We start from the raw sequence: 23,512 nt of genomic DNA, 5'->3' as shown, positions 1-23,512 counted from the left end.
TTCAGCCCGATCCCCATACGCTGGTATCGTTCTCCGGTGCAGCGATCTCCTGTAGGGTTCCCGTTGGAAACGATGATGATATGACCCAACGCTTCGACGCAATCACCATGGGCACGGGTGCGTCATCGAGAAAGAGCCGCGCGTCGTCGCGCGCGAGGATCAGCCGCCCCTGAGACACATCATGAGGAGAGGTGCGCAATGGAAACCATAGGCCGCGATTTGCGCGAAATGCAGCGCGTTCCGCTTGCAGAATCCCACGTCGCGGCGTTACGCGCGGCGGGCACAGCGCGCCGCTACCCATCCGGGACTTTCGTCTCTCGCCCCGGCGAGCCTGTCGACCGGTTCATTTACGTCGTCGATGGCGAGATCGAGGTGGTGAACCCCTTTACGGATCAGCGCCATGTTCCCTCCACCCTCGGGCCGACCCAGTTCATGGGCGAAATCTCGTTCCTGGACGGGGGTAGTTGGTCGATGGCGATGCGAACCGCGTGTGACACCGAGGTCATTGAGGTGCCGCGTCAGACGATGCTGCGACTCATGTCAGAGATTCCCGAGATGTCTGACATCATCATCACGGTTCTCGCGGCTCGCCGCCGCCGCCAGATAGACGCCCGCGATGGCAATCTGGTCCTGCTCGGGGAAGATGCCGACGGATCGGTCCGGCGCATCGCCGAGTTCGCGAGCCGCAACCGGCTACCTTACACATCATATGCCTTGGGCAGCCCCGAAGCCCATGCGGTCGCGACGAGCTGCGCGATATCGCCGGATCGGCCCGCTGTCATTTTTGGCAAGGACAACGTCATAAGCGATCCGACGCCTGACAAGGTGGCGCGCCTGTTGGGACTCAACCGAGAACTGGTGGAAGACGAAAGCTTCGACGTTGTGATCGTCGGGGGCGGGCCGGCCGGCGTCGCGGCCGGAGTCTACGCCGGCGCGGAAGGGTTGAGTGCGCTGGTGGTGGAGGATACCGCGATCGGCGGACAGGCCGGCACGTCGAGCCGCATCGAGAATTATATGGGTTTTCCCACCGGCATTTCCGGCGCTGACCTCGTTTGGCGGGGAGAAGTCCAGGCGATGAAATTCGGGACGCGTTTCGCGATGCCGCGCCGCGTGGCAAAGCTGGAGCAACTGGAAGACGGCAAATTCTGCGCAACGTTCGACAATGGCCAGCGGGTTCGGGCAGGGTCAGTGGTGGTTGCCACCGGCGTCCAATATCGGCGTCTGCCGATCGACCGGCTGGCCGACTACGAGGGCCATGGCGTCTATTACTCCGCGACCGAGAATGAGGCGCGGTTTTGCCGCGGGGCCGAGACTGCCGTTATCGGCGGAGGCAACTCAGCTGGGCAGGCGGCTATGTTCCTGAGCCGATCGGCGGCCCATGTGCGCTTGCTCGTTCGCGGGCCATCCCTCGCAGCCTCGATGTCCCATTATCTGTCCAGCCGGCTCGAGGCAGACCCTGCGATCACGATCGAATATGGCGTCGAAGTAGTCGCTGTGGATGGCAGTGAGCACCTCGAATCCCTCACCTTGCGAAGTTGCGGCGATGGATCGACCCGCAACTTTCCGACATGCGCTCTGTTCGTGATGGTGGGCGCCGCGCCGAACACGGGATGGCTTTCCGGTCTGGTCGATCTCGACGAGAAAGGCTTTGTGCGAACCGGCGAGGTCGCGGGCGGCCATTCGCAATATGCGACCTCGTGCCCGGGTATCTTTGCGGTCGGCGACGTGCGTGCAGGCTCCATCAAACGGGTCGCCTCTTCGGTCGGCGAGGGCTCCGTGGTAATCTCAAGCGTCTGGGAATTTCTGCAGAGATAGGCGGCAGGTTCTTTCGATCAGAAGTGCCGGCGGGCTGGCGCCATGCGAGGGGCGGCCGCACGAAAATGAGCCCGCGACGGGCGCCGATGCGTCTGCGGGCGCTGGCGCGTCATAAGAGCACTCGCTCCTGGCAAGGGGCCATACCAACGGCCGCACGACTGCTACCCAAGTATGCTACCGCTAAACGCGCTATCGGTGCATCGTCAACGTGTAGTCTCGTCTGTCGAAACGACGATGCCGTGGTCCGAGGGAGAGCCCTCGGCGTTGCGTTGGCGTGCCGTTCCGTCGCCTTCGAGCAGGCAGGGCAAAGCGAAAAGGAACGCGAGGATGGCCGAGCTTAACGGAATGACAAATACCGCGCCGACTCAGTTCGTCGAGGCGTCCAACGGCATCCGATATGCCTATCGTCGCTTCGGCGCTGCCACGGGGACTCCCTTGCTGCTTCTGCCGCGCTTTCGTGGCGACATGGACACCTGGGATCCGGCGTTGCTCGATGCGCTGGCCGGGAAGCGGCCGATCGTGCTGGTCGACAATCGGGGGGTCAGCTCGACCAGCGGCATCACGCCCTCGACAATTGCCGAAATGGCGCGTGACATCATCGCTTTCTGCGAGGCGACGACGCTGAGCACTGTCGACCTGCTCGGCTTCTCCCTTGGCGGCTTTGTAGCGCAGGAAATCGCACTGCTCCGTCCACATCTTGTGCGCCGGTTGATTCTGGCTGCGACCTCGCCTCAGGGCGCGCCCGACATTCACGGCTGGCGGAAAGACATCGCTGACGCCGTGCGCCTCGACGAGCCCGGCGGACCGCAACTCCTCTACACTTTCTTCAAGCCGACAGAGACCAGTCAGGCGGCGGGAATGGAGTATCTGGGCCGGTTTCTCTCGCGCTCGGAAGATCGCGATGTTGCCAGCACCCTCCAGACGCGCGACGCCCATTACGACGCCGTATGTGACTGGGGAATCCCCGACCATTCAAAGCTGCAGCGCCTCACCGGCATTCGTCAGCCGACATTCGTGTGCAATGGCGACGCGGACGCGATGATTCCGCCGCGCTTCAGCCATCTGATGGGCGGCATGATCCCGAATGCGGTCGTCAAGATCTACCCGGACGCCGGCCATGGTTTTCTGTTTCAACATCACGCCGAGTTCGCCAAGGACGTGAGCGCCTTCCTCGACGATTGACGCCTTTGGATCCAGTCATCGTGTCGATGCGGCCGGTCGACGCACCAGATGCCGCCTGGTTCTCGGCGGGCCTTTGGGGTTGAGCTCAGCCGCGTCGCGTTTCGGTCAAGATGATCTCATGCCGCCGAACCCGGTCGTCTGAAATTCGTGAAACGCGCTCTGGATCTCGGCTTCGCTGCCCATGACGAAGGGCCCGCGTGCGACGATCGGTTCGTCGATGACCGGGCTGCTATATTGGACCAGCCGGGCTGCGGTGGGGGCCGAGAGAACAAGCGGCGTATCCGCAGCCTGTGGGGCAAACCAAATGACAGACCCGGCAGCGTAGAAATTCGCGCTTCCAAGCGCGACGGCGCCGCTCAGAATGTAGAGGAAGCTGCGCTCATTGGCGCGAAGTGGGACCGTACGATGGCCGCCTGGTTCAATCTCCACGTCGATCAGCGTCAGGGGCCAACGGCTCCATTCGGGGTCGGCTTTCGCCAAGCTCCCGGAGCCGTACACCCTCGCCGTCGACCCATTTGAGGTATCCGCCAATGCGCTTTCAAGACGTTGTTCACGCGTCCCAGGTGCGCTGTTCCGTAGCGCGGCCGGCAACGCCAACCAGAGCTGCAAGGCATGAACGGGCGCATCGTCGGCAGGCTGACCACCATGGAGGATGCCTTTGCCCGCAGTCATCCATTGCACTTCGCCGGGGCCGATCATGCCGCGATTGCCGACATTGTCGCCATGCTTGAGCGTGCCCGACAGGACGAACGTCACCGTCTCCAGACCCTTGTGCGGATGCGGGTGGAAGTCCGTACCTGGCTCGATAAAATCTTCGACCAGCAAGACGAAAGGCGATTGGCTCGAGAATTCGCCAGGCGTGACGACAAAGCGATTGCGCGCCCCTGGCGCCAGATCCTGCAGCGGGCCGGCCCGAGCGACTCGATCGATGATGTCATCCATCTCAGGCCTCGACCGTCACACGAACAATAGCCGCGGGATTGGCTTTTATCCTGAAGTCGATGGACGGGATGTTCATGGGGTGCAGGTCCGCTCGCAACCAGTTGTAATGCACTCTAACATCGCGACCCGCCGGTGTTTCGCAAGGAGGCACAAATTTGTTACCCGGAAGAACTCACGTGCCGCATGACTGCAGGGTGGTCGCCGACGTACTCACGCGAATCGGCGACAAATGGTCGGTCTTCGTCGTCATGTTGTTGGGCGAGAAGGATTGCCGTTTCAGCGAGCTGCAGCGCGCCGCATCGAGCATCTCCAAGCGCATGCTGACGCTGACGCTGCGGCGCCTCGAGCGCGACGGCCTGATCGAGCGGACGGTGTTCTCGACCCTGCCACCATCGGTCCACTACGCGCTGACGCCGCTCGGACGCTCGCTTCGGGGGCCTATTGACATGCTGGGCCATTGGGTCGTCGATCATCAGAAGGAGATCGTGGCAGCGCGCGAGCGCTTTGATGCGCATTCGCCCGGCCGCCGGCACGACTTGTGAACCGAGGCGCTTGCGAGCCGGTTGAAGACGGGATTTGAGAACTGCGCCAGCCTCACATAAGGCAGCAAAACTCAAAGACGAAGGAATTGACAGTGATCGAAGCCGTCGCGATTGCGCTCGTGCTACTGGTCGGTGTTCTCATCGTCGCTTTGCTGGGCAGCCGGGGGCGGCTTCGCGAAATGCGCCGTCATCTGGATCGCAGCAAGAGCGAGCTCGAACGCCTCGGCAACTCGGTTCCGCAATTTCTATGGAAGGCATCTGCCGACGGACTCGCCGAAATCGTCAACCACAGATTCTCGGAGATGACAGGCATCGCCGAGGTAGGGACTAGCATGGAGGTGATTCAGGGGGCGTTTCATCCCGACGACGTTGAGCCATTTTTTGCGGAATGGGCACGGGCCCGTGAGATAGGCAGAGAGTTTCGTGGCTACCATCGCCTCCGCATGGCAGATGGCACCTACCACTGGATGCACGCTGTGGGGTGCCCGCAATATTCGGAAAGCGGCGCGATACTCGGTTGGTATGGTGCGACGTCGGACGTGGACGCCGAGTTCCGCGCTCAGGAGGAGGTTCGCGCGCTGAATCAAGAACTCAAGAGTTTGGTGGAAGAGCGCACGCTGGAGCTAAAAAAGACCCGATGGCGATATCGGACTCTTTTCGACGATCCGAGCCTCGGCGTGATGGAGCTCGACTTCAGCGAAGCCAAGCGGGCTCTGGAAACTCTGCGTGAAGAGGGTGTCCACGACGTAGAGGCGCATTTCGAACACCACCCCGACCATTGGGACGCGATGATCACAAAGGTTATGTTGACAGATCTCAACGCGGCGTTCGCGGAGATGTGCGGCTATACCGATGGCGGCGATGCCCTGCGTGCGGGGCGGTTTGGCGGTACTCAGTTATGCAGCCGGGAAACCTTGTCAAAGCTCTTTCTCTCGAGCCTCGCCAGCGACAGCGGCGGTTTCAGCCTTACTACGGAGATTTCGAAAGTCGACGGCAGCCGGCTCGTCGTGGCGTGCTCGATCCATTACTCACAGGACTGTATCGCGACTATTACGGCAGTCGACATAACAGAGCGCGAAACAGCACATGACCTGATGCTCGCGGCTCAGAGCGAGCTCGCGCGCGCCAGCCGCGCGGGCTCGATCGGTGCGTTCTCGGCATCCATCGCTCATGAGGTCAATCAGCCCTTGACGTCGATGGCGATCGACATCGAAACCACGCGCCGTTTAGTGGATCGCCCTGAAGTCGATCGCGCAAAGCTGAAGAGTATGCTCGACCGGGTCAGTCGCAACGCAAAGCGCATCGCCGACATCGTCACCAGTATTCGGGAACGCATCCGAAACCGGCGACGCGACGCGCAAGCCGTCAAGGTCTGCCTGATGATCGAGGACACCAAGACACTTTTGCATCGTGAAGCGGCTGCCCGAAGGGCCAGCCTGGTGACGCATTGCACGGTAGGTCTAAGGCCAGTCTTCGCCGATCCAGTAGAATTGCAGCAGGTTTTGGTAAATCTCGTCGTCAACGCCCTTGATGCTGTCGTCGATGTGCCCGAGGAAAAAAGGACGATCGACTTGCACCTCGATCCTGACGGCCCGGACAGGATCCGCGTTCGCATCGCCGATTCAGGTCCCGGTATACCGCCCGACGATCTCGATAAGATTTTCGATCCGTTCTACACGACCAAGACGAACGGCATGGGAATTGGGCTTCAGATTTGTCGTTCGATTGTCGAGGCTCTTGATGGCGAGCTGCGTGCGTTCAACCGCCCGGAAGGTGGTGCCGTGTTTGAATTTTCCTTGAATACCGTCCCTGCATCGGCGGAAATCGCCGCGGCCGGTTGACGCCGCTTCCCTTGAGAAGGCGCACGGCCGCGCATCTGCTTTCTATCCGACGACCGCAAATACCTCGCTCGCCGCGTTGGCGCCTGCCAGCGGTTTCTGTGCATCTTCTCCGCATTTGGAACTCGCGCGCTTCAACGGGGCGCTGCGCAGGGGGTGATCGGAGCCGCAGCCGGCAAGAACTGGTGTCGCGCGATAAGACGCACCGTGCTGGCAGCCACAAGCAGCACCAGCAGGTTCGCCAATACGAAAATTGGTGGCGCTATAATCGAAATGGCACCCGCGTGATCCAATGGGCTCAGTCGAATTACGGCTGCTGCGAGCGCGGTCGCACCGAACGTAAAGGCCCAATAGCTGGCCGAGAATGGCTGTTCCGTGATCCAACGGCCCATTCGCAGCAGCAACATCGCCTGAAGACCCGCATAGCCGATCATGGCATGAGCCACCAAGTCGGGGGCTCCGGACCCGACCGACAGATAGCTCACGACGCCGACAGCCGGCGGCGCCAATTGGATGCCAAGCGTTGGTCGAAGCGCGGGCGGTAGCGGCGTACCGGTATAGAGCCGGTGCAGAAGAACGGATTCGATCGCGAGCCACGAAAAAAAGCCCGCGCCGAAAAGCATTTGGCCCCAATCATGCCAGCCAAGTGCTGCGGCGACCGTTCCGCTCACAAAGCCGCCAGCCACCGTCGGAAGGTAAAGCACCGGTGTCGTGGACGCGGGAGATCGGTCACCCCGCCAAAGCCGCCCGGTACGCCATAACGCGAAAATCACCGTGATTGCCCCTCCGATGGCGAAGAATATGACGGCAAGCGTGCGCGAAAACGCCAAGGCGCCCTGCGCGATCAGAAGAGTACTAACGCCGGCAAGCCCGATGAAACAGCATTGGACCGGATGCTCGGCTTCTGCCCGGGCAGCCTCCGGGGCCTGGACCCATTTGAGCGAGTATAGTGAAGCAATCGCGATCCAAGCGACGCACGCGATGAAGAACAGGCCTTCGCCAACAAACCCAGGCAGGTGCCAGGTCACGTGGGCGGCACGCCAGACGTTTGAAAAGCCCGCAAGCCCCAGGACGATTCCGAACATCGAGGCGGGTATCCGCGGCGAAAGCCGCCTTTCAGATTGCGTCAAGTTCGCGACTCCCATTCGTGCGCGAAGCAGTCAAGCACCCGCCCGCCACGGTGTTGGGCGGCACCCTGCACGGCTTTCGGATGGCGGCCAATCCAGACGGTGGTATGGCCCCGGGGGGAATCAATCTCGACCAGATCCGATCGCAAACCGCGCCTGATTCAGGACTTCACAGGCAACCTCGACACCGTAGCCCTTCAGCGATCGGACGATAGTGAAGCACCTTGGCATCGATCGCCCAACATTACGGCGATCGCACGATCCAAGTCTTGGATCGAATATCGCACCGCAGAAAGTCCTGTATGGAAGTCCGATGGCCCGGCCGCGGCGCCATGCGCACCACGCTCAATCATCTGGCCCAGTTCGGCAGCGATCGCTGCTGCCCGTTGCGCGACTGCAAGAAGTTCCAAATCAGGACGCATCGCAGAATCTGAGCGCAAGCTGGGTGCGACGATAATGTCAGATTCGACGCGATCCCGCTCGAGCGAAGTGACCAACCGAAGGAGCGATACTCTGCTGCCGGCCAAACGCGGCGGATCGGACTCCAGGAAGTGGCGCGCCGCCGTGAGGTTGAGCGCGGCGAGCCAGGCTGGGCGATCGTCGCCCAGGCGGTTGACCAGCGGAGCCGTGTCCCGGTGCAGGCGGCCCGTCCCGGTGCTCTCCACTCCATCCGTGTCACGGATGCCGGTCAGGCTGCTCGACTCAGATTGTAGAGGCATTGTCGCTCTCCCCTCGGGAGCGCTCAACCTGTCAGTGACTGCGGCATAAACCTATCCGATTTCGGCAAGCACATCCGGAACGCGCCAAAATCGTTACGCAGCCGCTCTTGTCCGCGACGCCCGCAACGTTTCCGACGGCGTCTCGTGAAAATGCTCCTGATAGTAAGCCGCGAAACGACCGCCGTGTTGCATGCCGTAGCGATTGGCGACCTCAAGGATGTTGGTACCTCCGCCACTCGCCAAGATGTCGCGACGGGCGGCTTCGAGGCGACGGACACGCAGCCACTGGGTCGGCGACATGCCTCGGAAACGCGCAAAGGCGTGATGAAGGGTTCGCTCGGGGACGCCTGCGGCGCGCGCGATTGTTTCAATGGTCACGTCCTCGTGCAGATGCGCTTCCATAAACGCTTCCGCGCGGTGCACGTGGCCTGGTGCAGCAGCGGATTTTTGAGGCAATTGCACTGCGCGTCCATTCAACATGGACTTCATCATACCGGCAATGGAATCCTCTACGCCCCCGCGGACCGAAGCAGACTCAAAGGCGGCCCCGCCGCGCTGGAGCTCGCGGCAGACGAACGACAGATAGTCGATCAGGCTACCGGCGAGATCGGTAACTGGTTCAGGGTCGATGCCGACACCGGGGCCGACGAAGCTCTCGTCCCCCAATTCGATCATCTTGCGGGGAACACTGACGGCGAGATGGGCATCGGCAATTTCATGGACAAAGCGGTACGGCGTGTCGGGTCCTAGCAGCATGTAGTCACCCACGGCGAGAGACTGCAGCTCGTTTATGCCGGTGACCCGCATCTCACCGCGTAAAGGCACGACAAAGATATACTGCGCCCGGTTGGTCTCTTCGATAAGCGTATCAATATTACTACCGTAAGCGATCTGATTGAATGTGGTTCGCTCGATCCGGGCCGAAGAGTGACGAAAGTCGAGCGGCACGCTGCTTTCATGACGGACAAGGCGGTGCGGGCAAAAGACCTCCGACACACTCTGTATCGCGCGCCTGGGGTCGCTGCACCGTTGAAGGTCGAAGCGAACCGGATCGAGCACGTCCGAGCGATGCGCAATAAAAAAGTCGTCATCCGCCATCGCGGCCATCGTGCGACCAAGGTTCATAATCATGGCCATCCGCAAACTTTATGCCCATCGGGTCAGTAGCACGAGCGGTGGTCATCGGGACCCATACGTCGGTATGGGGCAGTGCTATTTCGAGCAATACCCTTCGAGCGGGCCGCGTGCTTCGATTGAGCGGCAAGCAACGCCGAGCCGATCCTCCGGCCCCGGCTTGGCGACTTCACGACGGGAGCCTTCAGTACCTTTCAATCCAGGGCGACCGATCCAGCGCCGGCTTGGGCGATGATTTGATCCTGGTCCGGCGTACCGCCGCTTGCCCCCACCGACCCGAGGACCGCCCCCTGATGGAGGATCGGCACACCGCCGGGCAACGTCATATACTTTCCTGCTGCCACCCCGCTTACGCCAAATAGCGGGGCACCAGGCTGCACGAGGGGGGTGAACGCGCCGCTCTGAGCGGCAAACGCTCGAGCCGCATGCGCTTTGGCAAGCGCGAGATCGAAGGCGCCGGCCCAGGCACCGTCCATTCGGGTCGCAAGGACTAAGTCGCCGCCGGCGTCCAGGACGATGATGGTCGCGCGCACTTTCAGAATACCAGCCTCTGCCATCGCCGCATCGACGGCAATCCCCGCATCCCCGAGAGTGATCGTTTGAACGAGAACTGGCATGTTCGACACCCGGTACGATTGAACCAACGTGCTGGGCCCACTTCGGCAGGATCCAATCACGCCAGATATGAGGAGAGCCCATGCCAAGCTATGGGCTGACAGGAATCGAAGGCGCGGCTGCAGTGCGGTCCGGCGCCGCCAGCAACATACCCGTAGAGGCCGGGCGGTCCTGTTCAGGACCCTGTGGGGGATGCAGGCGGCATAGCGGATATTCCGCTATGCCGCCTGCCTTCCTCAAGCCTTGATGAAGGCGAGCAGATCGGGGTTGAGCACGTCCGCATGCGTCGTGAGCATGCCGTGCGGATAGCCCTTGTACACCTTGAGTTCGCCATGCTTGAGAAGCTTGACAGAGAGCTCGGCCGCGTCGGCGATCGGGACGACCTGGTCGTCATCGCCATGCATCACGAGGGTGGGGACCGTGATCCTCTTCAGGTCCTCGGTGAAATCCGTTTCCGAGAACGCCGCGATGCAGTCGTAATGTGCCTTCGCACCGCCGATCATTCCCTGGCGCCACCAATTCTGGATGGTTCCGGGATAAACCTTCGCGCCCTCGCGGTTGAAACCGTAGAACGGGCCGCTTGCGACATCGAGATAGAATTGCGCGCGATTGGCCGCGAGCGCGGACCGGAAGCCGTCGAACACGGCCATGGGCGTGCCGTTCGGATTTTTGTCCGATTTCACCATGATCGGCGGGATCGCAGCGACCAGCACCGCCTTGGCCACGCGTCCCGGCTTGGCCCGGGCGGCGTAGCGCGCAGCCTCGCCGCCGCCGGTCGAGTGTCCGATATGAACGGCATTCTTGAGATTGAGATGATCGGTGAACTCGATCACATCGGCGACATAGGTGTCCATGTCGTTGCCGGTATCGGTCTGGGTAGAGCGGCCATGACCACGCCGATCATGGGCGACCACCCGAAAGCCGTGGCCCAGGAAATACAGCATCTGCGCATCCCAGTCGTCAGCGCTAAGCGGCCAGCCGTGATGAAATACGATCGGCTGCGCCTCTTTCGGACCCCAATCCTTGTAGAAAATCTGGGTGCCGTCCTTGGTCGTGAAGAAAGTCATGTCTTGGACTCCGCGTGAATGGGTGGGCGAGATAGAAGAGGCCCAGGCGGGGGCCGCCGCGATCGCGCCGGTTGCGAGGAGACCTCCAAGCATTCGGCGACGGTCAAGGTTGAGCCATCCTTCAAGGGCGATGAGGGGCGGCGCGGTCACGATGCGCGTCCCCGGGCAGCGACGGCCCCTTCGATCGACCAGTCGGCAGGGTTGCGATCAGAATGGGGCATCGGCGATCCATGGGACGGAGTGAAAGGCGCGCGCTCATTCTGTCGAAGCCGACTGCCCCCCGCCATTCTACCTGAGCAGCACCGACCCCATACCAAGGTTGGCGCTCCGTGCTGCCCTGGACTATGCCGCCGTCTGGATCGCCTCGGCGGCAGGCAGAATGAATGCGAAGATTGCCCCGCCTTCTTCCCGGTTATGGACGTTGAGTGTGCCGCCCATGCTCTCGACGGCATTGCGGCAGACCTGGAGACCCATCCCCATCCCTGTCGCCTTCGTCGTGAAAAAAGGCTCGAACAAGCGCGTGAGCTGGTCCTGCGGAATGCCAGGTCCGGTATCGGCGACGGAGACCGATACGCCCCCACCCATGTTGCGCACGGACACAACGATCCGCCGCGAACCCGGGGTGGCGATCATCGCCTCGGCTGCGTTGGTGGTAAGATTGACCAGCACCTGCTGAAGCTCGATCGGATCGGCTTCGATCGGCGGGAAATCGCTGTCGCATTGCAGTTCCAGCGTTGCTCCTGCCCGGCGGACCTCTCCGTCGAGCAGATCACAGGTTTCGGTCACGAGTGCGCAAAGGTCGAACTCCGATACCTTGCGTCGATGCGCGGTTACGCTTTCACGCGTACGCTGCACGATTGTCCTGACGCGTTCGACGGTCCGGGTCAGCCGCTCCAGGCCACGAATGGCTGAAGCCAGGTCTGGCTGGTCTGATCGGAGCCACCTGAGCGTCGTTTGCACGTCCATCGTGATCGATGAGATCGGCTGGTTGAGTTCGTGTGCGATCGTTGCCGAGTAGGCTCCAATCGTAGCAATGCGGTTCGCACGGGCAAGCTCGTCCTGTGCGGCGCGGCGCAGTTCGGCAATACCTTCCTGCTCTGTCAGGTTGAGGTGGCTCGACAGATGGAGGCCGCTCTCCAGGCGGATCACGGTGAAAAAGACAGTGATGCGTTGACCGTCCTTCCCGATCAGCACCGTTCGTCCGTCGATATATTCCGATCCGTAAAAGGCCATCTCAAGTTGCCGAAGGAGAACCTCGGGGCCGTCTTCCGCATTCTCGGCAGGAGGGTTGGCCGCCAACTCGGCGAGATTCTCGTATCCCATAAGGCGGGCAAGGGCTTCATTGACCCGGGTCGTCTTGATGAGGCCGAGGCAATGCTGAAACAGGTCGGGATGCGCATTCATGTGGGCGCGCAGGTCGGTGACACCTTCGTCGCGCAGTTGGTCGAGGATCGGCTTCGTGGCCCTGAAATCCATTTCCGCAAAGCTGATGTTTCCAACGTCGAACAGGCTCGTGTAGCGCGCTTCGGTGCGGGTCAGTTCCTCCGTTCGCTCCTCGACGCGCTGTTCCAGTTGCGCCATGAGTTCATGGATCTTCTGCTGGGCAAGCACCTCCTCGTGGATGTCGGTGCTGCCCCCATAGAAGCGAAGGATTTCGCCGGTCTGGGGCGACCTGACCGCTCGACGCGCCATCGACATCCATCGGTAGCTTCCGTCCTTGTGGCGAAGTCGGACCTGATGGGAGACGTCTTCGCCGGTTTCCAGAGAGCGGATGAGTTTCTCGCGAAGTGGACCCATATCGTCGGGATGGACGCATTCGCGCCACGTCTGCCGTGCGATCCCCTCTTCGCGCTCGACCCCGGTAATCTCCGTGAACCGACGATTGAGGAAATCCCACCGGCCGTCAGGCGTCGAGCGCCATAGCAATTGGGGGACGGAGTCAGCGAAGGTGGTCAGCTCGGTCCGGCTATCTTCCAGCTCCAGGCGCATCGCCTGGAGCTTCAGCCGATTGATGAGCAGCGCTGCGGTTAGCGCCAGGGCGACCAGGACGAAACCGAGACGAAGTATGCTTGGCAGATCGGACGTGCCGCCGTGAACAAGGCCCCAGGCCAGGATAGACAGTGCGGCGCAGCCCGACGTCGCAATCAGAATATCGCGCCGAGCGCCTCGAAGGCCAACCAGACCGAGAACGCAAATATAGATAATCGCGACCGAGGCGTTCAGCGCGGCGTTACTGTCCACGACGAAGATCGCCGCAGCCAGGCCGGCCGCGATGATGCCAACGCCGGGTGTCAACTTTGCGCCTTCCACGTGCGAACTCCGTTTTCGACGTCGGCCGACGGCTTCGGTCCATTATGTCCTAAATAAGGGGCCGATCGCCCCTTGCCATGGTGCATATCGCCAATCGAGCGGGCCTTGGGCAACCTCCTTCCGACGGAGGATTAAGTCATGCATACCTACGAGAACGCCCCGACCCAGTTTCGTCTCGACCGGTGCGCCGCCGACGACGATCGAAGGCAAGCAGCTCGGCAGGCATTGTCGCTGCCGTGAGCGCGGTCGGCAGGACGGGTCCAAACCAACTCACGTCCATGCACCCCATACCATTGTCCACGTTCACCGCACGAATCCGCTTCCGTAAATTCACGGAAACAAAGGAACGCACATGGACAAGCTCGCATCGGAAATCATCGACGCTCATGGCGGTCTGGCCCACTGGAAGTCGTTCTCGACGTTGACCGCGCATCTTATCCAGGGCGGCGCGTTGTGGATGCTCAAAGGCAAGCCAGGCGTTCTCGACGATACCAGCGTCACCATCGATCTTCGCCGTGAACGGGCGTCGCATGCCCCTTTCGGCAACGCATCGCGTAAGTCGATTTTCACGCCGGCGCTGGTCGAGCTTCGGTCCGACACCGACGAGACGCTGGAGTTTCTGGAAAATCCCAGGTCCTCTTTCGTCGGTCACACGCTGGAGACACCCTGGTCCGACCTGCAACTCGCCTATTTTGCCGGGTGTGCGATGTGGACCTACCTCACCATGCCGTTCCTGCTCGCCGAAGACGGTGTTGAGACGCATGAACTCGATCCTTGGGAGGAGAGGGGCGAGAGCTGGCGGCGTCTGCGAATCCGTTTCCCCGCGACGATCGCCACGCACAGCACCGAACAGACGCTCTACGTCGGCGCTGATGGTCTGCTGAAGCGCCACGATTATGACGTCGAGATCGCCGGCAACACCCCCGGCGCGCACTTCGTGTCGGATTACGTGAAAGTTCAAGGGCTGATGTTCCCGACCAGGCGGCGCATCTATCCGCGGCAGCCCGATGGTCAGGCGATGGCCGAGCCTCTGGTCGTCTCTATCGATCTCGACCGGATCACACTGAGTTGAGCACCGGCGGCCGGGAAGACGGCGGCCCTCCCGGCCTCCATTCACCTGCCGCTCGCCCGGATTGATGAACGAGGTAAGATCATGGCCGACCTGAACGAGAATGCTGCGATCGGCCCGGTCGCAACCGATCATATCCTTATCGACGGCCTTCGCATCCGGTACGCCGTGGATCGCCGGGCTAGTACTGGCACGCCGATCCTTCTCACGACGCCCTTCCCGGAAAGCGTCTTTGCTTTCCTGCCGGTTTGGGAGGACTTCGCTACGCTCGGTCCCGTGATTGCCGTCGATCTGCCTGGGTTCGGTCGTTCCGAGAGCCGGCAAGATCTGATGTCTCCTTCAGCCATGGGCCTGTTTCTGATCAAGCTCCTCGACGCGTTCGAACTCACCCGGGTCCATGCGGTCGTGCCGGATGTCGGAACCCTGGCGGCGTTGTTCGCCGCCGCGCAGCACCCTGAGCGGTTTGCGAGCATCGTCGCCGGAAGCGGGGGCGCAGCCATGGACCTTCTTGGCGAGCCACTCATGCAGATCGCGCAAAGCAGCAGGTCGGATTTTGAGGGTGTCGATGGCGGCGAGCAAGTTGTCGGGCTTGTCCGCCAACTCGCAAGGATTACACCTCAAGATGCCGTCATAGAGGACTATCGATTGTCTGCTCTCGGGGATCGCTGGAACAAGGCCGCGGATTTCATTCGTGCCTATCCGCGGGATCTGCCGCGTCTCGCCCCGCTCCTTCCCCAGATCGACGTCGCGGTCCTCGTCCTGTCGGGTAGCGGAGACCCCTTTGTTCCGCCGTCAAACGGTGCTTTCCTGCAAGCGCACCTGCCGCGTTGCGAAGCGCATGTCATCGAGGCGGGCCATTTCGTCTGGGAAGACGCCCCCGAAGAATATGCTCGCCAGGCAACCGCCTGGATCAAGCGGCATGACATGGCGGTTCCGCACTAGCGGCAGCACCCGATAGTCCGCCTTTTGGCAAGCCGGGCTTATCCGAATAACGAGATCGACATCGTCGGCCTGCGCTCGCGCTTCAGTATCGCCGCATCGCGCCAGCAACCGTCAACACGTTCTCCAACCAGATTTCGCTCACCTTTAGAGCGAGCTTCTCCAGAACCAGATGTGTCGCCAGACGTTGCCATGCCCGCGCGCGGACCAGTCGCCGGACCGGCATGGAGCCGGCGCGGGCCGACGTCACCGTGCGCATGGCGAACGACTGCTCGGTCGCCGGCAAACCTGGACACAGTCGAGCCGACTGCGGGAACGATCGGATGGGAAGGATCGCAATCACCATCTGCGACTGACCAGATTCATGTCGAGGGCAGCTCACCCGTCATCAGGAAGAGGGTTCCCACATCGGCAGCGACATAGCGCGCATCAGCGTCGAGCTTGCGGGACATCAGGTCCACGATCCGCGAACCGAGACCGTGAAGCGATTGCCTTGCGTCGGCTCGACCGCAGCCGCGATCTCGCACCTCAAGGGTGAATCCGCGGGCAGTGTCGATCGCCAGCACGACCTTGATCACGCCCTGCTGGTCCGGGGCGTACGCGTGTTTGCATGCGTTGATCACGAGTTCCGTGACGATGATTCCGATGATCCCGGCGAAATCACTCGGCGTGATGACCGGTTCAGCCTCAAGGTGAATGTGACGATTCTCGCCGCTGAAACTGCCCTGCAGCCCCGCGAGAAGATCCATGAGGTAGGCACACAGATCGATGCCATCTTCGCCATGTGACCTGTACAGCTGTCGATGTACGCCTGCGATGGCACCAATTCGCTGAACCGAGATCTCAAGTGCAGCCCGGGCTGCCGGATCACTGACTTCGCGCCCCTGTGACGATAAAAGCGCCGACAGCAGTTGGAGGCTATTTGCGATCCGATGATCCGCTTCACGCTGCACGGCGTTTTCGTCGCCCGTCGAAGCGAGACGACTTGTCAGCCCCTCACCATTTATGACCATCATCGCGTCAATCCTCCACAGATACCTTTGTGGTCTGAGCCCGCGCGTAAGGAAACAATACGGAAGTCTGCTCTTACCTGTTCTGAGGCAGGGGATCGGCCAGCCGCCCCCCGCCTCCTTTGGTATCGGTACAAAATCAGGAAAATGTCGGGTTGGCGCGCCGTCTCAGCGCGGCAACCAAAACTCGAAGATCGAGCCGCCGCCGGACACATTGCGCGCCTGTAGATCCCCGCCCATCGTCTCGACGAGCGTTCGGCAAATCGGTAGGCCCATGCCGACCCCGCTCTGCTTGGTGGTGAAGAACGGATCGAAGATCTGCGGGAAGTCCTTCCCCTGGATTCCCGGGCCTGTATCGATGACCTGCACGCGAACTCCGCTATCGTCCTGATCGATTTTGAGACACACCCGGCGCGTACAAGGCGGCATCCTTTGGACAGCTTCGATGGCGTTCAAGACGAGGTTGACGAGTACCTGCTGAAGTTCGGCAGCGTCCGCCTCGAGCAAACACGGATTGCTTGGCCGCGCTACTTCGAAATGCACCGCGCCCTCCTTGATTTCGCGCTGAAGGAGCAGCGGTATCCCTTCGGCGATGGTGACGAGGTCGATCAATTCGACGCTGCGCCTATGGCTCAGCACTCGGTCGCGAGTTCGGTGGATGATCTGGGATAAACGTTCACACTGACGCGCAACCCGTTGCAGGCCGACGGCGCCCGATGGATGGCCGAGGCTTGAGAGCGTGTGCTCCAGCGCCTGCAATTCGAGCCTCATCGACGTGAGAGGCTGATCAAGCTCATGCGCGAAGCAAATTGAAAGCGCCCCTATCGTGGCTGACCGGCTGGCCTGAGCGAGTTCTGATTGAACGGCGAGCCGAAGCTCGGTCGATCTCTGTTGCGCGGTGATATCGACGAACGTCGCGTAGCAGGTCAAATCCTCGGAAATGTTGATCGCGTATGCGACCGTCACCTCCTGGCCATCCGCCATCGTCAGATCGGTGACGCCATCAAGCGTGTCTTCCCCCGTAAACATCGCCTGAACTACCAGTCGGAGAGGATTTTTCGATCCGAGCCGCCTGAACAATTCCCGATGTCCAAGCAGGCAGGCGTCGGCATCCTCGAACCCGAGCATGCGTGCCAGCGTTCGGTTTACCTCTATCGTTCTGGCACGGGCAAACAGGTCATCGACAGCTCCCGGATTTGAGGCGAGCAGTTGCGACAACCCCTGCAACCCCGCGCGCCGCAGGGCCTCCAACTCGGTTTTGACGCCTGCTGCGTCGATCTCGATCACGCCGATACGGCGGTCGTGGAACAGGGAGCGGAAGCGCCATCGCTGGCGCATCATCGGATCGGCTTCGTCGTCGATCTTCAGGTTGAGATCGCGATTCATCTGAGCGATCGAACGATGGGCGCGAAACTCGTTATCCACATCGACGAGGCCGCCGACCCAGTGGGTGATCGACCCGCTGTGCGTCGAAAAGACGGGGCGACCGATCGAGTGCATCCACCGATGATCACCGGTCCGGAGCCGCATTCTAAAATAGCTGCGGGACTCGCAGGCACCAGCGCGCGCATTGCGCCATAGCGCTTCGAGCGATCCCAGATCTTCGGGGTACACGACATCTTTCCAGCGGTCGCCATTGATCACTTGGCTGGCGTCCAGCCCGGTCAGATCGGTAAATCCCTTGCTCAGGAAACGCATCTTCCCGTCCGCACCGGCAATCCAGAAGATCCGAGGCAGGGAACTCTCGAGCCAATCGAAGTCTTCGTGGTTCGGTTGTATCGCCCGCTTTGGCTGCGACATTCTTCCCTCCCTGACCATCAGCAACGCCGTGTGGCAATTGACCTGGCCACTCACCGGTCGTGTCAGCATGACAGAAAGGTGGCCGGTGCCATATCCAACCTGGGTATGGGTCAGCGTTATCGGCAGCGTCGATCTCGCCCAATTCAAAGAGAAAGAAGAGCAGATTGAGGTCAGCCCGCCTCGCCAGTGCCCGACGGCCCGGCAAGCAAGGTTCAATAACAACCGTCAGCCAGCGATCGATTCCAGTTCATCAATCAGCGCCAAAGGGTCGAACGGCTTTCTGAGAAGGCACCGCACTCCGGCTGCCGCTGCCTGCTTGTCCAGGCCAATCGCTGGGAATGCGGTAATAAGGATGACGGGGAGCGGCCGGGTGCGCTGGATATGACGTGCAAGGGAGAGACCGTTCATCCCGGGCATCTGCAGGTCGGTCACGACACAGTCGAGTTCATTAAGTCGGCCTGATGCAAGCAAGGCACCCGCCGTCTCAAACATCTCGGACGTGAACCCGATGCTTGCGACTAATGCCTCCAATGCGACCCGCACGTCCTCGTCGTCTTCGACAATTCCGATCACGGTCTTCTTGGCGGGCGGGCTGGTATCGGCTGCACAGTCCATTCCTCCGCGTCCCATATCCGTTCAGGTCGACATACGTGACGAAGATGGCATCAAACGCTCTCCGCGCGGCACGGCTCTCCCTCTTCCATGACGATATTCGCCGCGCTTAGCGAGCGGAGAAACGCTACCCAATACCTAGGTATAGGCGTCCGGTCGGCCTTGGCGGTGGCTTGGTCTTCCGAACTGGCCGCTTCGCTATGTGCAACCGATCTCCGCTGGTATTGCTTCTCCGAATCAGGCTGTTAGTCTGCCGACGCGTCGCGAGGGCGGCGCCGAGGCTTGAGAACCTCGCTTGAGGAAAGTTTGACCCGCCATCGACGCGGCCGGGTGGCCGACGCGCATGTCCAAGCCGCTTGCGGCCAAAGGCGTCGGCGCATGTCTCAAGTCGATTTCCACACCTGGACGCTGCTGAAGGGCGTCGCGATCTCGACCTTGTTGGGCGTGGGCGCGAACGTGACGTTCGGAGGGGAGAGCGATCTCGTCCAGGCGATCCGCGAATCCACGCAGCAGAATGTGTCGCGCGCCGGTGACCAGATCACGTCCCGCAACCTGCAAATCCAGCCGACGATCACGATCCGCCCCGGCGCCCCGGTCAGGCTGGTCGTGCATCGCGATCTCATCCTGGCACCCTGGACGGAATAGGAGCCCGATATGGTAGATCTCAAGCTCAATCGCCTGCCCGACAGAACGCCGGTCAAGTTGACCATCAGCATCCCGCCTGACCTTCATCTGGCCTTGGCGGATTATGCAGCGATCTACCAGCAGGCTTATGGTGACGATCAGGCGATTGCCGATCTGGTCCCGCATATGCTTGCCGCCTTCCTTGCGAGCGATCGCGGTTTCGCAAAGGCGCGTGAAGGGCTCACGGAGCGGCGCAAATGACCGCCGAGCCCGACGCAGCGCAGCCGGAGAGGTTGCTCAGGCTGGCTGAGGTTCGCCATCGCGTAGGTTTGGGCAAGACCATGATCTACGCCATGATCGGAGAGGGGCGCTTCCCGAAGCCATGCAAGATCACCGCCGCTGCGGCACGCTGGAGCGAGCGCGAGGTCGATGCCTGGATCGCGGGCGTCGTTCACGATTCCCGGGCAAAATGATTGTCGATCAGGCGGCTTGGAGCGTCGCGATCTCAGTGTCTGCGCGGCCAGCATTGTTGCGCTTCGCGCGGGCATTGAGCTTCTGGGCCGGCAGCAGGAAGTCCTGCCATTCCTGCATGAGCGAGCGCCGCTTGATGAACGCGTCGCCACGGCGATATGCCCGGGTGGTCTCGTCGCCGATCTGGTGGGCCAGCGCCTGCTCGACGAGCGACTCTGGATGATCGGTCATGTCGCCCATATAGTCGCGGAAGCAGCTCCGCATGCCGTGGACGGTGAAATGTCCGAGGTTCATCCGTCGAAGGACCATCGTCATCGCCATTTGCGATAAGGGCTTACCCGGCTTCTGGCCCTGGAAGACATAGGCATCGGGTGCCTGATTTGAGGTTTTGGCCTGTGCCTTGAGCAGCTCGACGGCTTTGCTGGGCAAGGGCACGCGATGCTCGATGCCCATCTTCATCCGATCGCCGGGCACGGTCCACACAGCCAGTTCGAGATCGAGTTCCGACCAGGTCATTTTCAGCGTTTCGTTGGTCCGGGTCGCGCACAAGATCGTGAGTTCGAGTGCCCGCGCAGCAGTCGCGGGGCGTCGTTGCAGCTGTCTCATGAAGTCCGGAAGATCATCATAGGGCATGGCCGCGTGATGCTTCACCTGGGATTTTTTCGGCCGGCGAGGCAGGAGATGCATCAGATTGCCGCGCCACCGCGCAGGGTTCTCCCAAGGGCTGACGATATGCTTGGACGCCTTCGCCGCATCGAGGATGTTCTCGATCCTGCCTCGCAGGCGACCGGCCGTCTCCGGAACCTTGCGCCAGATTGGACGAAGGACGGCGACGACGTCGTCCGATGTGATCGTATCGACCGGCTTGTTCAGCAGCGACTTGGCATGCGTCTTGATCGTATTGCGCCACTGCTGCCGATGCTTGGGATTCTTCCAACCGTCCTCGTGGGCATCAATGTATGTATCGGAGAACTGGCCGAAGGTCGGAACGCCGGGAACATCGTCTACGACATCGTCGGTGGCTGCGGGAGCTTCCCGATCGAGGTCTTTCGCGCGACGCTCTTCGATGGGATCTAGCCCCTGTGCCAACAACGCACGAGCCTCGGAAGCTAGTTCGCGGGCCGTCGCAAGTGTTATCTCGGAGGCGGCGCCCAGCCCCATCTCTCGGCGACGTTTGGATCGTTCCCAGGCGAATACCCATTTCCGAGAGCCGCTGTTGTCAATGCGCAGCCAAAGGCCGCCGCCGTCACCATGCCAGCCCGGCGCCTTGATCGTTTCCGCGCGACGGGCGCTCAGCTTGTGCATTGCGCGAGACATTCGAATCCTCCGTCGTCCTTCCATCGGCTTCAGTCCGGGTCCGTCCGGGTCTTGTTCGAATCCCGATCCCTCCGCCGACAGGCTCAGTCCGGGTTTCCGTCCGGGTTTGATTCGCGGATCGGTGCGATCCGCTCCGAACCGCTACGATCCAAATAATCCAATTGGACTTAGAAAAGCCGTTGTTTTACAAGGATGTTAGAGCATAAAAACGGCGGATTTGCTAGGCCGCGAAAAGGGGAGTACGAATCCCTCACCTTCCGCCAGTTCCGCCAGCACGTTCGCATTTATCAGTCTCTGGCGATGCTCGCCGATGGCGGGTCAATCCAGGATGTGGCATTCGCCATCGGCTATGAAAGCGCACCGGCGTTTATCGCTGCGTTCCGAAAGATCATGGGGCAGTCGCCAGGCCGATATCGTCGGAAGCAAGCCCCATGAGTTTAGCGCCGGTTATGCGATGCAACACGCGTCTAGATAGCACCTCAGCCCTCCGTGCCCTTATTCTGCCCAACGTTGAGCAGCGGAGATAGACCACCGATTCACGCGTCCGAGCGACGCGCCAATCTTGCATGGAACCTTACGATGAAGATGCGAACGCGCAGATACGAGAAGAAGATCGGGATGTGGAGCATCGCGGCTGGCTGCCTGCTCTTTGGATCTGGTCTCTTCACGGCGGCTTCGGCGTTGGCGGCGCCCCCAGCCACCACGCAGGATATGCTTTATAGCGATGCAACCGTAATCGACGGAACCGGCGCACCGCCGCGTCCGCATCAGGACATTTTGGTGCGCGGCCAGCGGATCGTGGCAATTGCGCCGCATGGCACGATCCCCGCTGCGGCAGCTGCACATAGCATCGACGTGTCGAACCGGTTTATCATCCCCGGTCTGATAGACAGCCATGTCCATCTCGAAACGCCGCCGAACAATCAGCAGGCGAGGGCGGTATTGCGGCGCGACCTGTACGGCGGCGTGACGGCCGTGCGCGACATGGCGGACGATCTACGTCCTGTCGCCGAACTCACCCGCGAGGCGCTGGCGGGGGAGATCGCCGCGCCCGATATCTACTACGCCGCGTTCGTGGCCGGGCCATCCTTTTTCAAAGATCCAAGGATAATCGCAACCAATCTTGGCATGACGCCAGGCCGCTCACCGTGGATGCAGGCGATCACGCGCGACACCAACATCCCCGAGGCGATTACCTTGGCGCGTGGCACGTCAGCGACCGGGCTCAAGATCTATGCCGACCTACCCCCTGATCTGGTGGCCAAACTGGCACATGAGGCACATCGCCAACATCTCCTGGTGTGGGCACATGGCGTGGTGTTCCCGAGCAGTCCCGCGCAGGTGATCGCGTCTGGCGTCGATGTTGTCAGCCATGTCTGCTATCTCGGATTCCAGCACGACACCGTGATACCAGCGTTGTACGAAGATCATGCGCGGGTGAAAGAGACGTTGTTTGCCAAGGAAGGCGACGATCCTTTGGTGGGGTCGCTCCTGCGCGAAATGAAAAGACGCGGTCAGATCCTCGATGCAACCGGGCGCGTTTTCGTCGGAACAGACGCCGCCCGTGTGGTCGATCCGACGGTTCCGATGCAGCGGTGCTCTGGTGCGCTGGTCACCAGGTTGACCCGGCAAGCATGGCGGACAGGTGTTGCCATCTCCACCGGCACCGATGGCATTGCTCAATACGATCACGATTGGCCGGAGGTTGACGATGAATTGCTGTTTCTCGCGCGTGATGTCGGGATGCCACCGCTGCAAGTGTTGCACTCGGCGACCCTAGTGCACTGATTCAGAGGGAAGATGCAGGCAGTCTGGCGAGCTTGTCGAGGATTTGAGCGGCGGACTTGGTCCAGACGAAGGGCTTTGGGTCGGCGTTGTGTTCCTTGAGGTAGCGATTGATGGCGGCCTGCAGGTCGACGATACCGCAGAATACACCGCGCCGTAGTCGCCGTCTGGTGAGGATCGAGAAGAAGCCTTCAACGGCATTGAGCCAGGAGGCTGAGGTCGGAGTGAAGTGAAATGTCCATCGCGGGTGACGGACAAGCCAGGCTTTGACTTTAGGATGCTTGTGGGTCCCGTAATTGTCCATAATCGCGTGGATATCCTTTCCGGCGGGCACTTCGCGCTCAATGGTGTTGAGGAAACGGATGAACTCCTGATGGCGGTGCTGTTGCATGCAGCGGCCGATCACCGCGCCGTTAAGGACGTTGAGGGCGGCGAACAGGGTCGTGGTGCCATGGCGCTTGTAATCATGGGTCATGGTGCCGCACTTGCCGGGCTTGAGCGGCAGGCCCGGCTGGGTGCGATCGAGCGCCTGAATCTGGGACTTCTCGTCGATCGACAGCACCAGGGCATGGGCCGGCGGGTGCATGTAGAGGC

Annotated in this window: 23 protein-coding genes and 1 pseudogene; 11 read left to right on the top strand and 13 right to left on the bottom strand. The window is 61.3% G+C overall.

Annotated features, from left to right (window positions below; all coding sequences use genetic code 11):
* Positions 1 to 198 precede the first annotated feature (198 nt).
* Both EWE75_RS13725 and EWE75_RS13720 read left to right on the top strand, forming a co-directional pair.
* Positions 199 to 1,815: an FAD-dependent oxidoreductase gene (locus tag EWE75_RS13725; RefSeq protein ID WP_130158417.1), complete on the top strand. Its 1,617-nt coding sequence runs from the start codon at positions 199 to 201 to the stop codon at positions 1,813 to 1,815.
* Positions 1,816 to 2,142: 327 nt separating this feature from the next.
* On the top strand, positions 2,143 to 2,997 hold the full coding sequence (locus EWE75_RS13720; protein ID WP_206364768.1) for an alpha/beta fold hydrolase: 855 nt from the start codon (positions 2,143 to 2,145) through the stop codon (positions 2,995 to 2,997).
* Positions 2,998 to 3,102: 105 nt separating this feature from the next.
* Here EWE75_RS13720 and EWE75_RS13715 read toward each other — a convergent pair whose 3' ends face one another.
* Positions 3,103 to 3,939: a pirin family protein gene (locus EWE75_RS13715; protein ID WP_130158415.1), complete on the bottom strand. Its 837-nt coding sequence runs from the start codon at positions 3,937 to 3,939 to the stop codon at positions 3,103 to 3,105.
* A gap of 194 nt (positions 3,940 to 4,133) precedes the next feature.
* On the opposite strand from EWE75_RS13715, the gene EWE75_RS13710 reads away from it, so the two are divergent.
* Together EWE75_RS13710 and EWE75_RS13705 are read left to right on the top strand one after the other, a co-directional pair.
* Entirely contained in the window at positions 4,134 to 4,481 is a 348-nt protein-coding gene (locus EWE75_RS13710; protein WP_231708347.1) for a winged helix-turn-helix transcriptional regulator, read from the top strand.
* Between the two features lie 92 nt (positions 4,482 to 4,573).
* On the top strand, positions 4,574 to 6,322 hold the full coding sequence (locus EWE75_RS13705) for a PAS domain-containing sensor histidine kinase (protein WP_130158413.1): 1,749 nt from the start codon (positions 4,574 to 4,576) through the stop codon (positions 6,320 to 6,322).
* Positions 6,323 to 6,453: 131 nt separating this feature from the next.
* Here EWE75_RS13705 and tehA read toward each other — a convergent pair whose 3' ends face one another.
* The 6 genes from tehA to EWE75_RS13675 form a co-directional block, all read right to left on the bottom strand.
* On the bottom strand, positions 6,454 to 7,464 hold the full coding sequence (gene tehA, locus EWE75_RS13700) for a dicarboxylate transporter/tellurite-resistance protein TehA (protein WP_130158411.1): 1,011 nt from the start codon (positions 7,462 to 7,464) through the stop codon (positions 6,454 to 6,456).
* 179 nt (positions 7,465 to 7,643) lie between these two features.
* Positions 7,644 to 8,165 carry a hypothetical protein gene (locus EWE75_RS13695; protein ID WP_130158409.1) on the bottom strand — a complete coding sequence of 174 codons (522 nt, stop codon included), beginning with the start codon at positions 8,163 to 8,165 and terminating at the stop codon, positions 7,644 to 7,646.
* 93 nt (positions 8,166 to 8,258) lie between these two features.
* A complete protein-coding gene (locus EWE75_RS13690; RefSeq protein ID WP_130158407.1) occupies positions 8,259 to 9,302 on the bottom strand; it encodes an AraC family transcriptional regulator in 1,044 nt (347 codons plus the stop codon).
* 191 nt (positions 9,303 to 9,493) lie between these two features.
* A complete protein-coding gene (locus EWE75_RS13685) occupies positions 9,494 to 9,916 on the bottom strand; it encodes a GlcG/HbpS family heme-binding protein (protein WP_130158405.1) in 423 nt (140 codons plus the stop codon).
* 234 nt (positions 9,917 to 10,150) lie between these two features.
* A complete protein-coding gene (locus tag EWE75_RS13680) occupies positions 10,151 to 10,981 on the bottom strand; it encodes an alpha/beta fold hydrolase (RefSeq protein ID WP_130158532.1) in 831 nt (276 codons plus the stop codon).
* Positions 10,982 to 11,323: 342 nt separating this feature from the next.
* Positions 11,324 to 13,291 (bottom strand): PAS domain-containing sensor histidine kinase, encoded by a 1,968-nt coding sequence (locus EWE75_RS13675; protein ID WP_130158403.1) that lies wholly within the window; start codon positions 13,289 to 13,291, stop codon positions 11,324 to 11,326.
* Positions 13,292 to 13,643: 352 nt separating this feature from the next.
* Here EWE75_RS13675 and EWE75_RS13670 point away from each other — a divergent pair, with 352 nt between their 5' ends.
* Together EWE75_RS13670 and EWE75_RS13665 are read left to right on the top strand one after the other, a co-directional pair.
* Positions 13,644 to 14,363, top strand: a complete 720-nt coding sequence (locus tag EWE75_RS13670; protein ID WP_130158401.1) for a hypothetical protein — start codon at positions 13,644 to 13,646, stop codon at positions 14,361 to 14,363.
* Between the two features lie 81 nt (positions 14,364 to 14,444).
* On the top strand, positions 14,445 to 15,302 hold the full coding sequence (locus EWE75_RS13665) for an alpha/beta fold hydrolase (RefSeq protein ID WP_130158399.1): 858 nt from the start codon (positions 14,445 to 14,447) through the stop codon (positions 15,300 to 15,302).
* Between the two features lie 82 nt (positions 15,303 to 15,384).
* Here EWE75_RS13665 and EWE75_RS13660 read toward each other — a convergent pair whose 3' ends face one another.
* From EWE75_RS13660 to EWE75_RS13645, 4 genes are all read right to left on the bottom strand, one after another.
* Positions 15,385 to 15,645, bottom strand: coding sequence for an MDR/zinc-dependent alcohol dehydrogenase-like family protein (locus EWE75_RS13660; protein ID WP_130158397.1), 261 nt, complete (start codon positions 15,643 to 15,645; stop codon positions 15,385 to 15,387).
* A gap of 16 nt (positions 15,646 to 15,661) precedes the next feature.
* Positions 15,662 to 16,315: a sensor histidine kinase gene (locus EWE75_RS13655; RefSeq protein ID WP_130158395.1), complete on the bottom strand. Its 654-nt coding sequence runs from the start codon at positions 16,313 to 16,315 to the stop codon at positions 15,662 to 15,664.
* 162 nt (positions 16,316 to 16,477) lie between these two features.
* Entirely contained in the window at positions 16,478 to 18,109 is a 1,632-nt protein-coding gene (locus EWE75_RS13650) for a sensor histidine kinase (protein WP_165388380.1), read from the bottom strand.
* A gap of 225 nt (positions 18,110 to 18,334) precedes the next feature.
* Positions 18,335 to 18,724, bottom strand: a complete 390-nt coding sequence (locus tag EWE75_RS13645; RefSeq protein WP_165388379.1) for a response regulator — start codon at positions 18,722 to 18,724, stop codon at positions 18,335 to 18,337.
* Between the two features lie 381 nt (positions 18,725 to 19,105).
* On the opposite strand from EWE75_RS13645, the pseudogene EWE75_RS13640 reads away from it, so the two are divergent.
* The 3 genes and pseudogenes from EWE75_RS13640 to EWE75_RS13630 form a co-directional block, all read left to right on the top strand.
* A pseudogene (locus tag EWE75_RS13640) lies at positions 19,106 to 19,366 on the top strand (TrbI/VirB10 family protein); the annotation flags it as partial.
* Between the two features lie 9 nt (positions 19,367 to 19,375).
* Positions 19,376 to 19,606, top strand: coding sequence for a DUF2274 domain-containing protein (locus EWE75_RS13635; protein ID WP_130158389.1), 231 nt, complete (start codon positions 19,376 to 19,378; stop codon positions 19,604 to 19,606).
* Complete coding sequence (locus EWE75_RS13630; protein WP_130158387.1) at positions 19,603 to 19,818, top strand: helix-turn-helix transcriptional regulator; 216 nt, start codon at positions 19,603 to 19,605, stop codon at positions 19,816 to 19,818. Before EWE75_RS13635 ends, EWE75_RS13630 begins: the two co-directional genes overlap by 4 nt.
* A gap of 7 nt (positions 19,819 to 19,825) precedes the next feature.
* On the opposite strand, the gene EWE75_RS13625 is transcribed toward EWE75_RS13630, so the two are convergent.
* Entirely contained in the window at positions 19,826 to 21,133 is a 1,308-nt protein-coding gene (locus EWE75_RS13625) for a tyrosine-type recombinase/integrase (RefSeq protein ID WP_130158385.1), read from the bottom strand.
* A gap of 192 nt (positions 21,134 to 21,325) precedes the next feature.
* Between EWE75_RS13625 and EWE75_RS26255 the strand changes: the two genes are divergently transcribed.
* Complete coding sequence (locus EWE75_RS26255; protein WP_130158383.1) at positions 21,326 to 21,568, top strand: helix-turn-helix domain-containing protein; 243 nt, start codon at positions 21,326 to 21,328, stop codon at positions 21,566 to 21,568.
* Positions 21,569 to 21,712: 144 nt separating this feature from the next.
* Complete coding sequence (locus EWE75_RS13615; protein WP_231708346.1) at positions 21,713 to 22,921, top strand: amidohydrolase family protein; 1,209 nt, start codon at positions 21,713 to 21,715, stop codon at positions 22,919 to 22,921.
* Position 22,922: 1 nt separating this feature from the next.
* Here EWE75_RS13615 and EWE75_RS13610 read toward each other — a convergent pair.
* Positions 22,923 to 23,512: IS630 family transposase (locus EWE75_RS13610; protein WP_130158381.1), on the bottom strand; the 590-nt coding region annotated here is incomplete at its 5' end.

Origin of the sequence: Sphingomonas populi (assembly GCF_004208535.1) — a bacterium.
Classification (GTDB): domain Bacteria; phylum Pseudomonadota; class Alphaproteobacteria; order Sphingomonadales; family Sphingomonadaceae; genus Sphingomonas; species Sphingomonas populi.
The sequence above is the reverse complement of the archived record's forward strand: the minus strand, read 5'-3'. Positions and strand labels throughout refer to the sequence as shown.

Coding starts and splice junctions, on each gene's coding strand:
- EWE75_RS13630 (WP_130158387.1), top strand. CDS start 19,603: ATGACCGCCGAGCCCGACGCAGCGCAGCCGGAGAGGTTGCTCAGGCTG.
- EWE75_RS13685 (WP_130158405.1), bottom strand. CDS start 9,916: ATGCCAGTTCTCGTTCAAACGATCACTCTCGGGGATGCGGGGATTGCC.
- EWE75_RS13715 (WP_130158415.1), bottom strand. CDS start 3,939: ATGGATGACATCATCGATCGAGTCGCTCGGGCCGGCCCGCTGCAGGAT.
- EWE75_RS26255 (WP_130158383.1), top strand. CDS start 21,326: ATGTTAGAGCATAAAAACGGCGGATTTGCTAGGCCGCGAAAAGGGGAG.
- tehA (WP_130158411.1), bottom strand. CDS start 7,464: ATGGGAGTCGCGAACTTGACGCAATCTGAAAGGCGGCTTTCGCCGCGG.
- EWE75_RS13650 (WP_165388380.1), bottom strand. CDS start 18,109: ATGTCGCAGCCAAAGCGGGCGATACAACCGAACCACGAAGACTTCGAT.
- EWE75_RS13615 (WP_231708346.1), top strand. CDS start 21,713: ATGAAGATGCGAACGCGCAGATACGAGAAGAAGATCGGGATGTGGAGC.
- EWE75_RS13670 (WP_130158401.1), top strand. CDS start 13,644: ATGGACAAGCTCGCATCGGAAATCATCGACGCTCATGGCGGTCTGGCC.
- EWE75_RS13665 (WP_130158399.1), top strand. CDS start 14,445: ATGGCCGACCTGAACGAGAATGCTGCGATCGGCCCGGTCGCAACCGAT.
- EWE75_RS13695 (WP_130158409.1), bottom strand. CDS start 8,165: ATGCCTCTACAATCTGAGTCGAGCAGCCTGACCGGCATCCGTGACACG.
- EWE75_RS13635 (WP_130158389.1), top strand. CDS start 19,376: ATGGTAGATCTCAAGCTCAATCGCCTGCCCGACAGAACGCCGGTCAAG.
- EWE75_RS13725 (WP_130158417.1), top strand. CDS start 199: ATGGAAACCATAGGCCGCGATTTGCGCGAAATGCAGCGCGTTCCGCTT.
- EWE75_RS13625 (WP_130158385.1), bottom strand. CDS start 21,133: ATGTCTCGCGCAATGCACAAGCTGAGCGCCCGTCGCGCGGAAACGATC.
- EWE75_RS13690 (WP_130158407.1), bottom strand. CDS start 9,302: ATGGCCATGATTATGAACCTTGGTCGCACGATGGCCGCGATGGCGGAT.
- EWE75_RS13645 (WP_165388379.1), bottom strand. CDS start 18,724: ATGGACTGTGCAGCCGATACCAGCCCGCCCGCCAAGAAGACCGTGATC.
- EWE75_RS13655 (WP_130158395.1), bottom strand. CDS start 16,315: ATGATGGTCATAAATGGTGAGGGGCTGACAAGTCGTCTCGCTTCGACG.
- EWE75_RS13680 (WP_130158532.1), bottom strand. CDS start 10,981: ATGACTTTCTTCACGACCAAGGACGGCACCCAGATTTTCTACAAGGAT.
- EWE75_RS13660 (WP_130158397.1), bottom strand. CDS start 15,645: ATGGTGATTGCGATCCTTCCCATCCGATCGTTCCCGCAGTCGGCTCGA.
- EWE75_RS13720 (WP_206364768.1), top strand. CDS start 2,143: ATGGCCGAGCTTAACGGAATGACAAATACCGCGCCGACTCAGTTCGTC.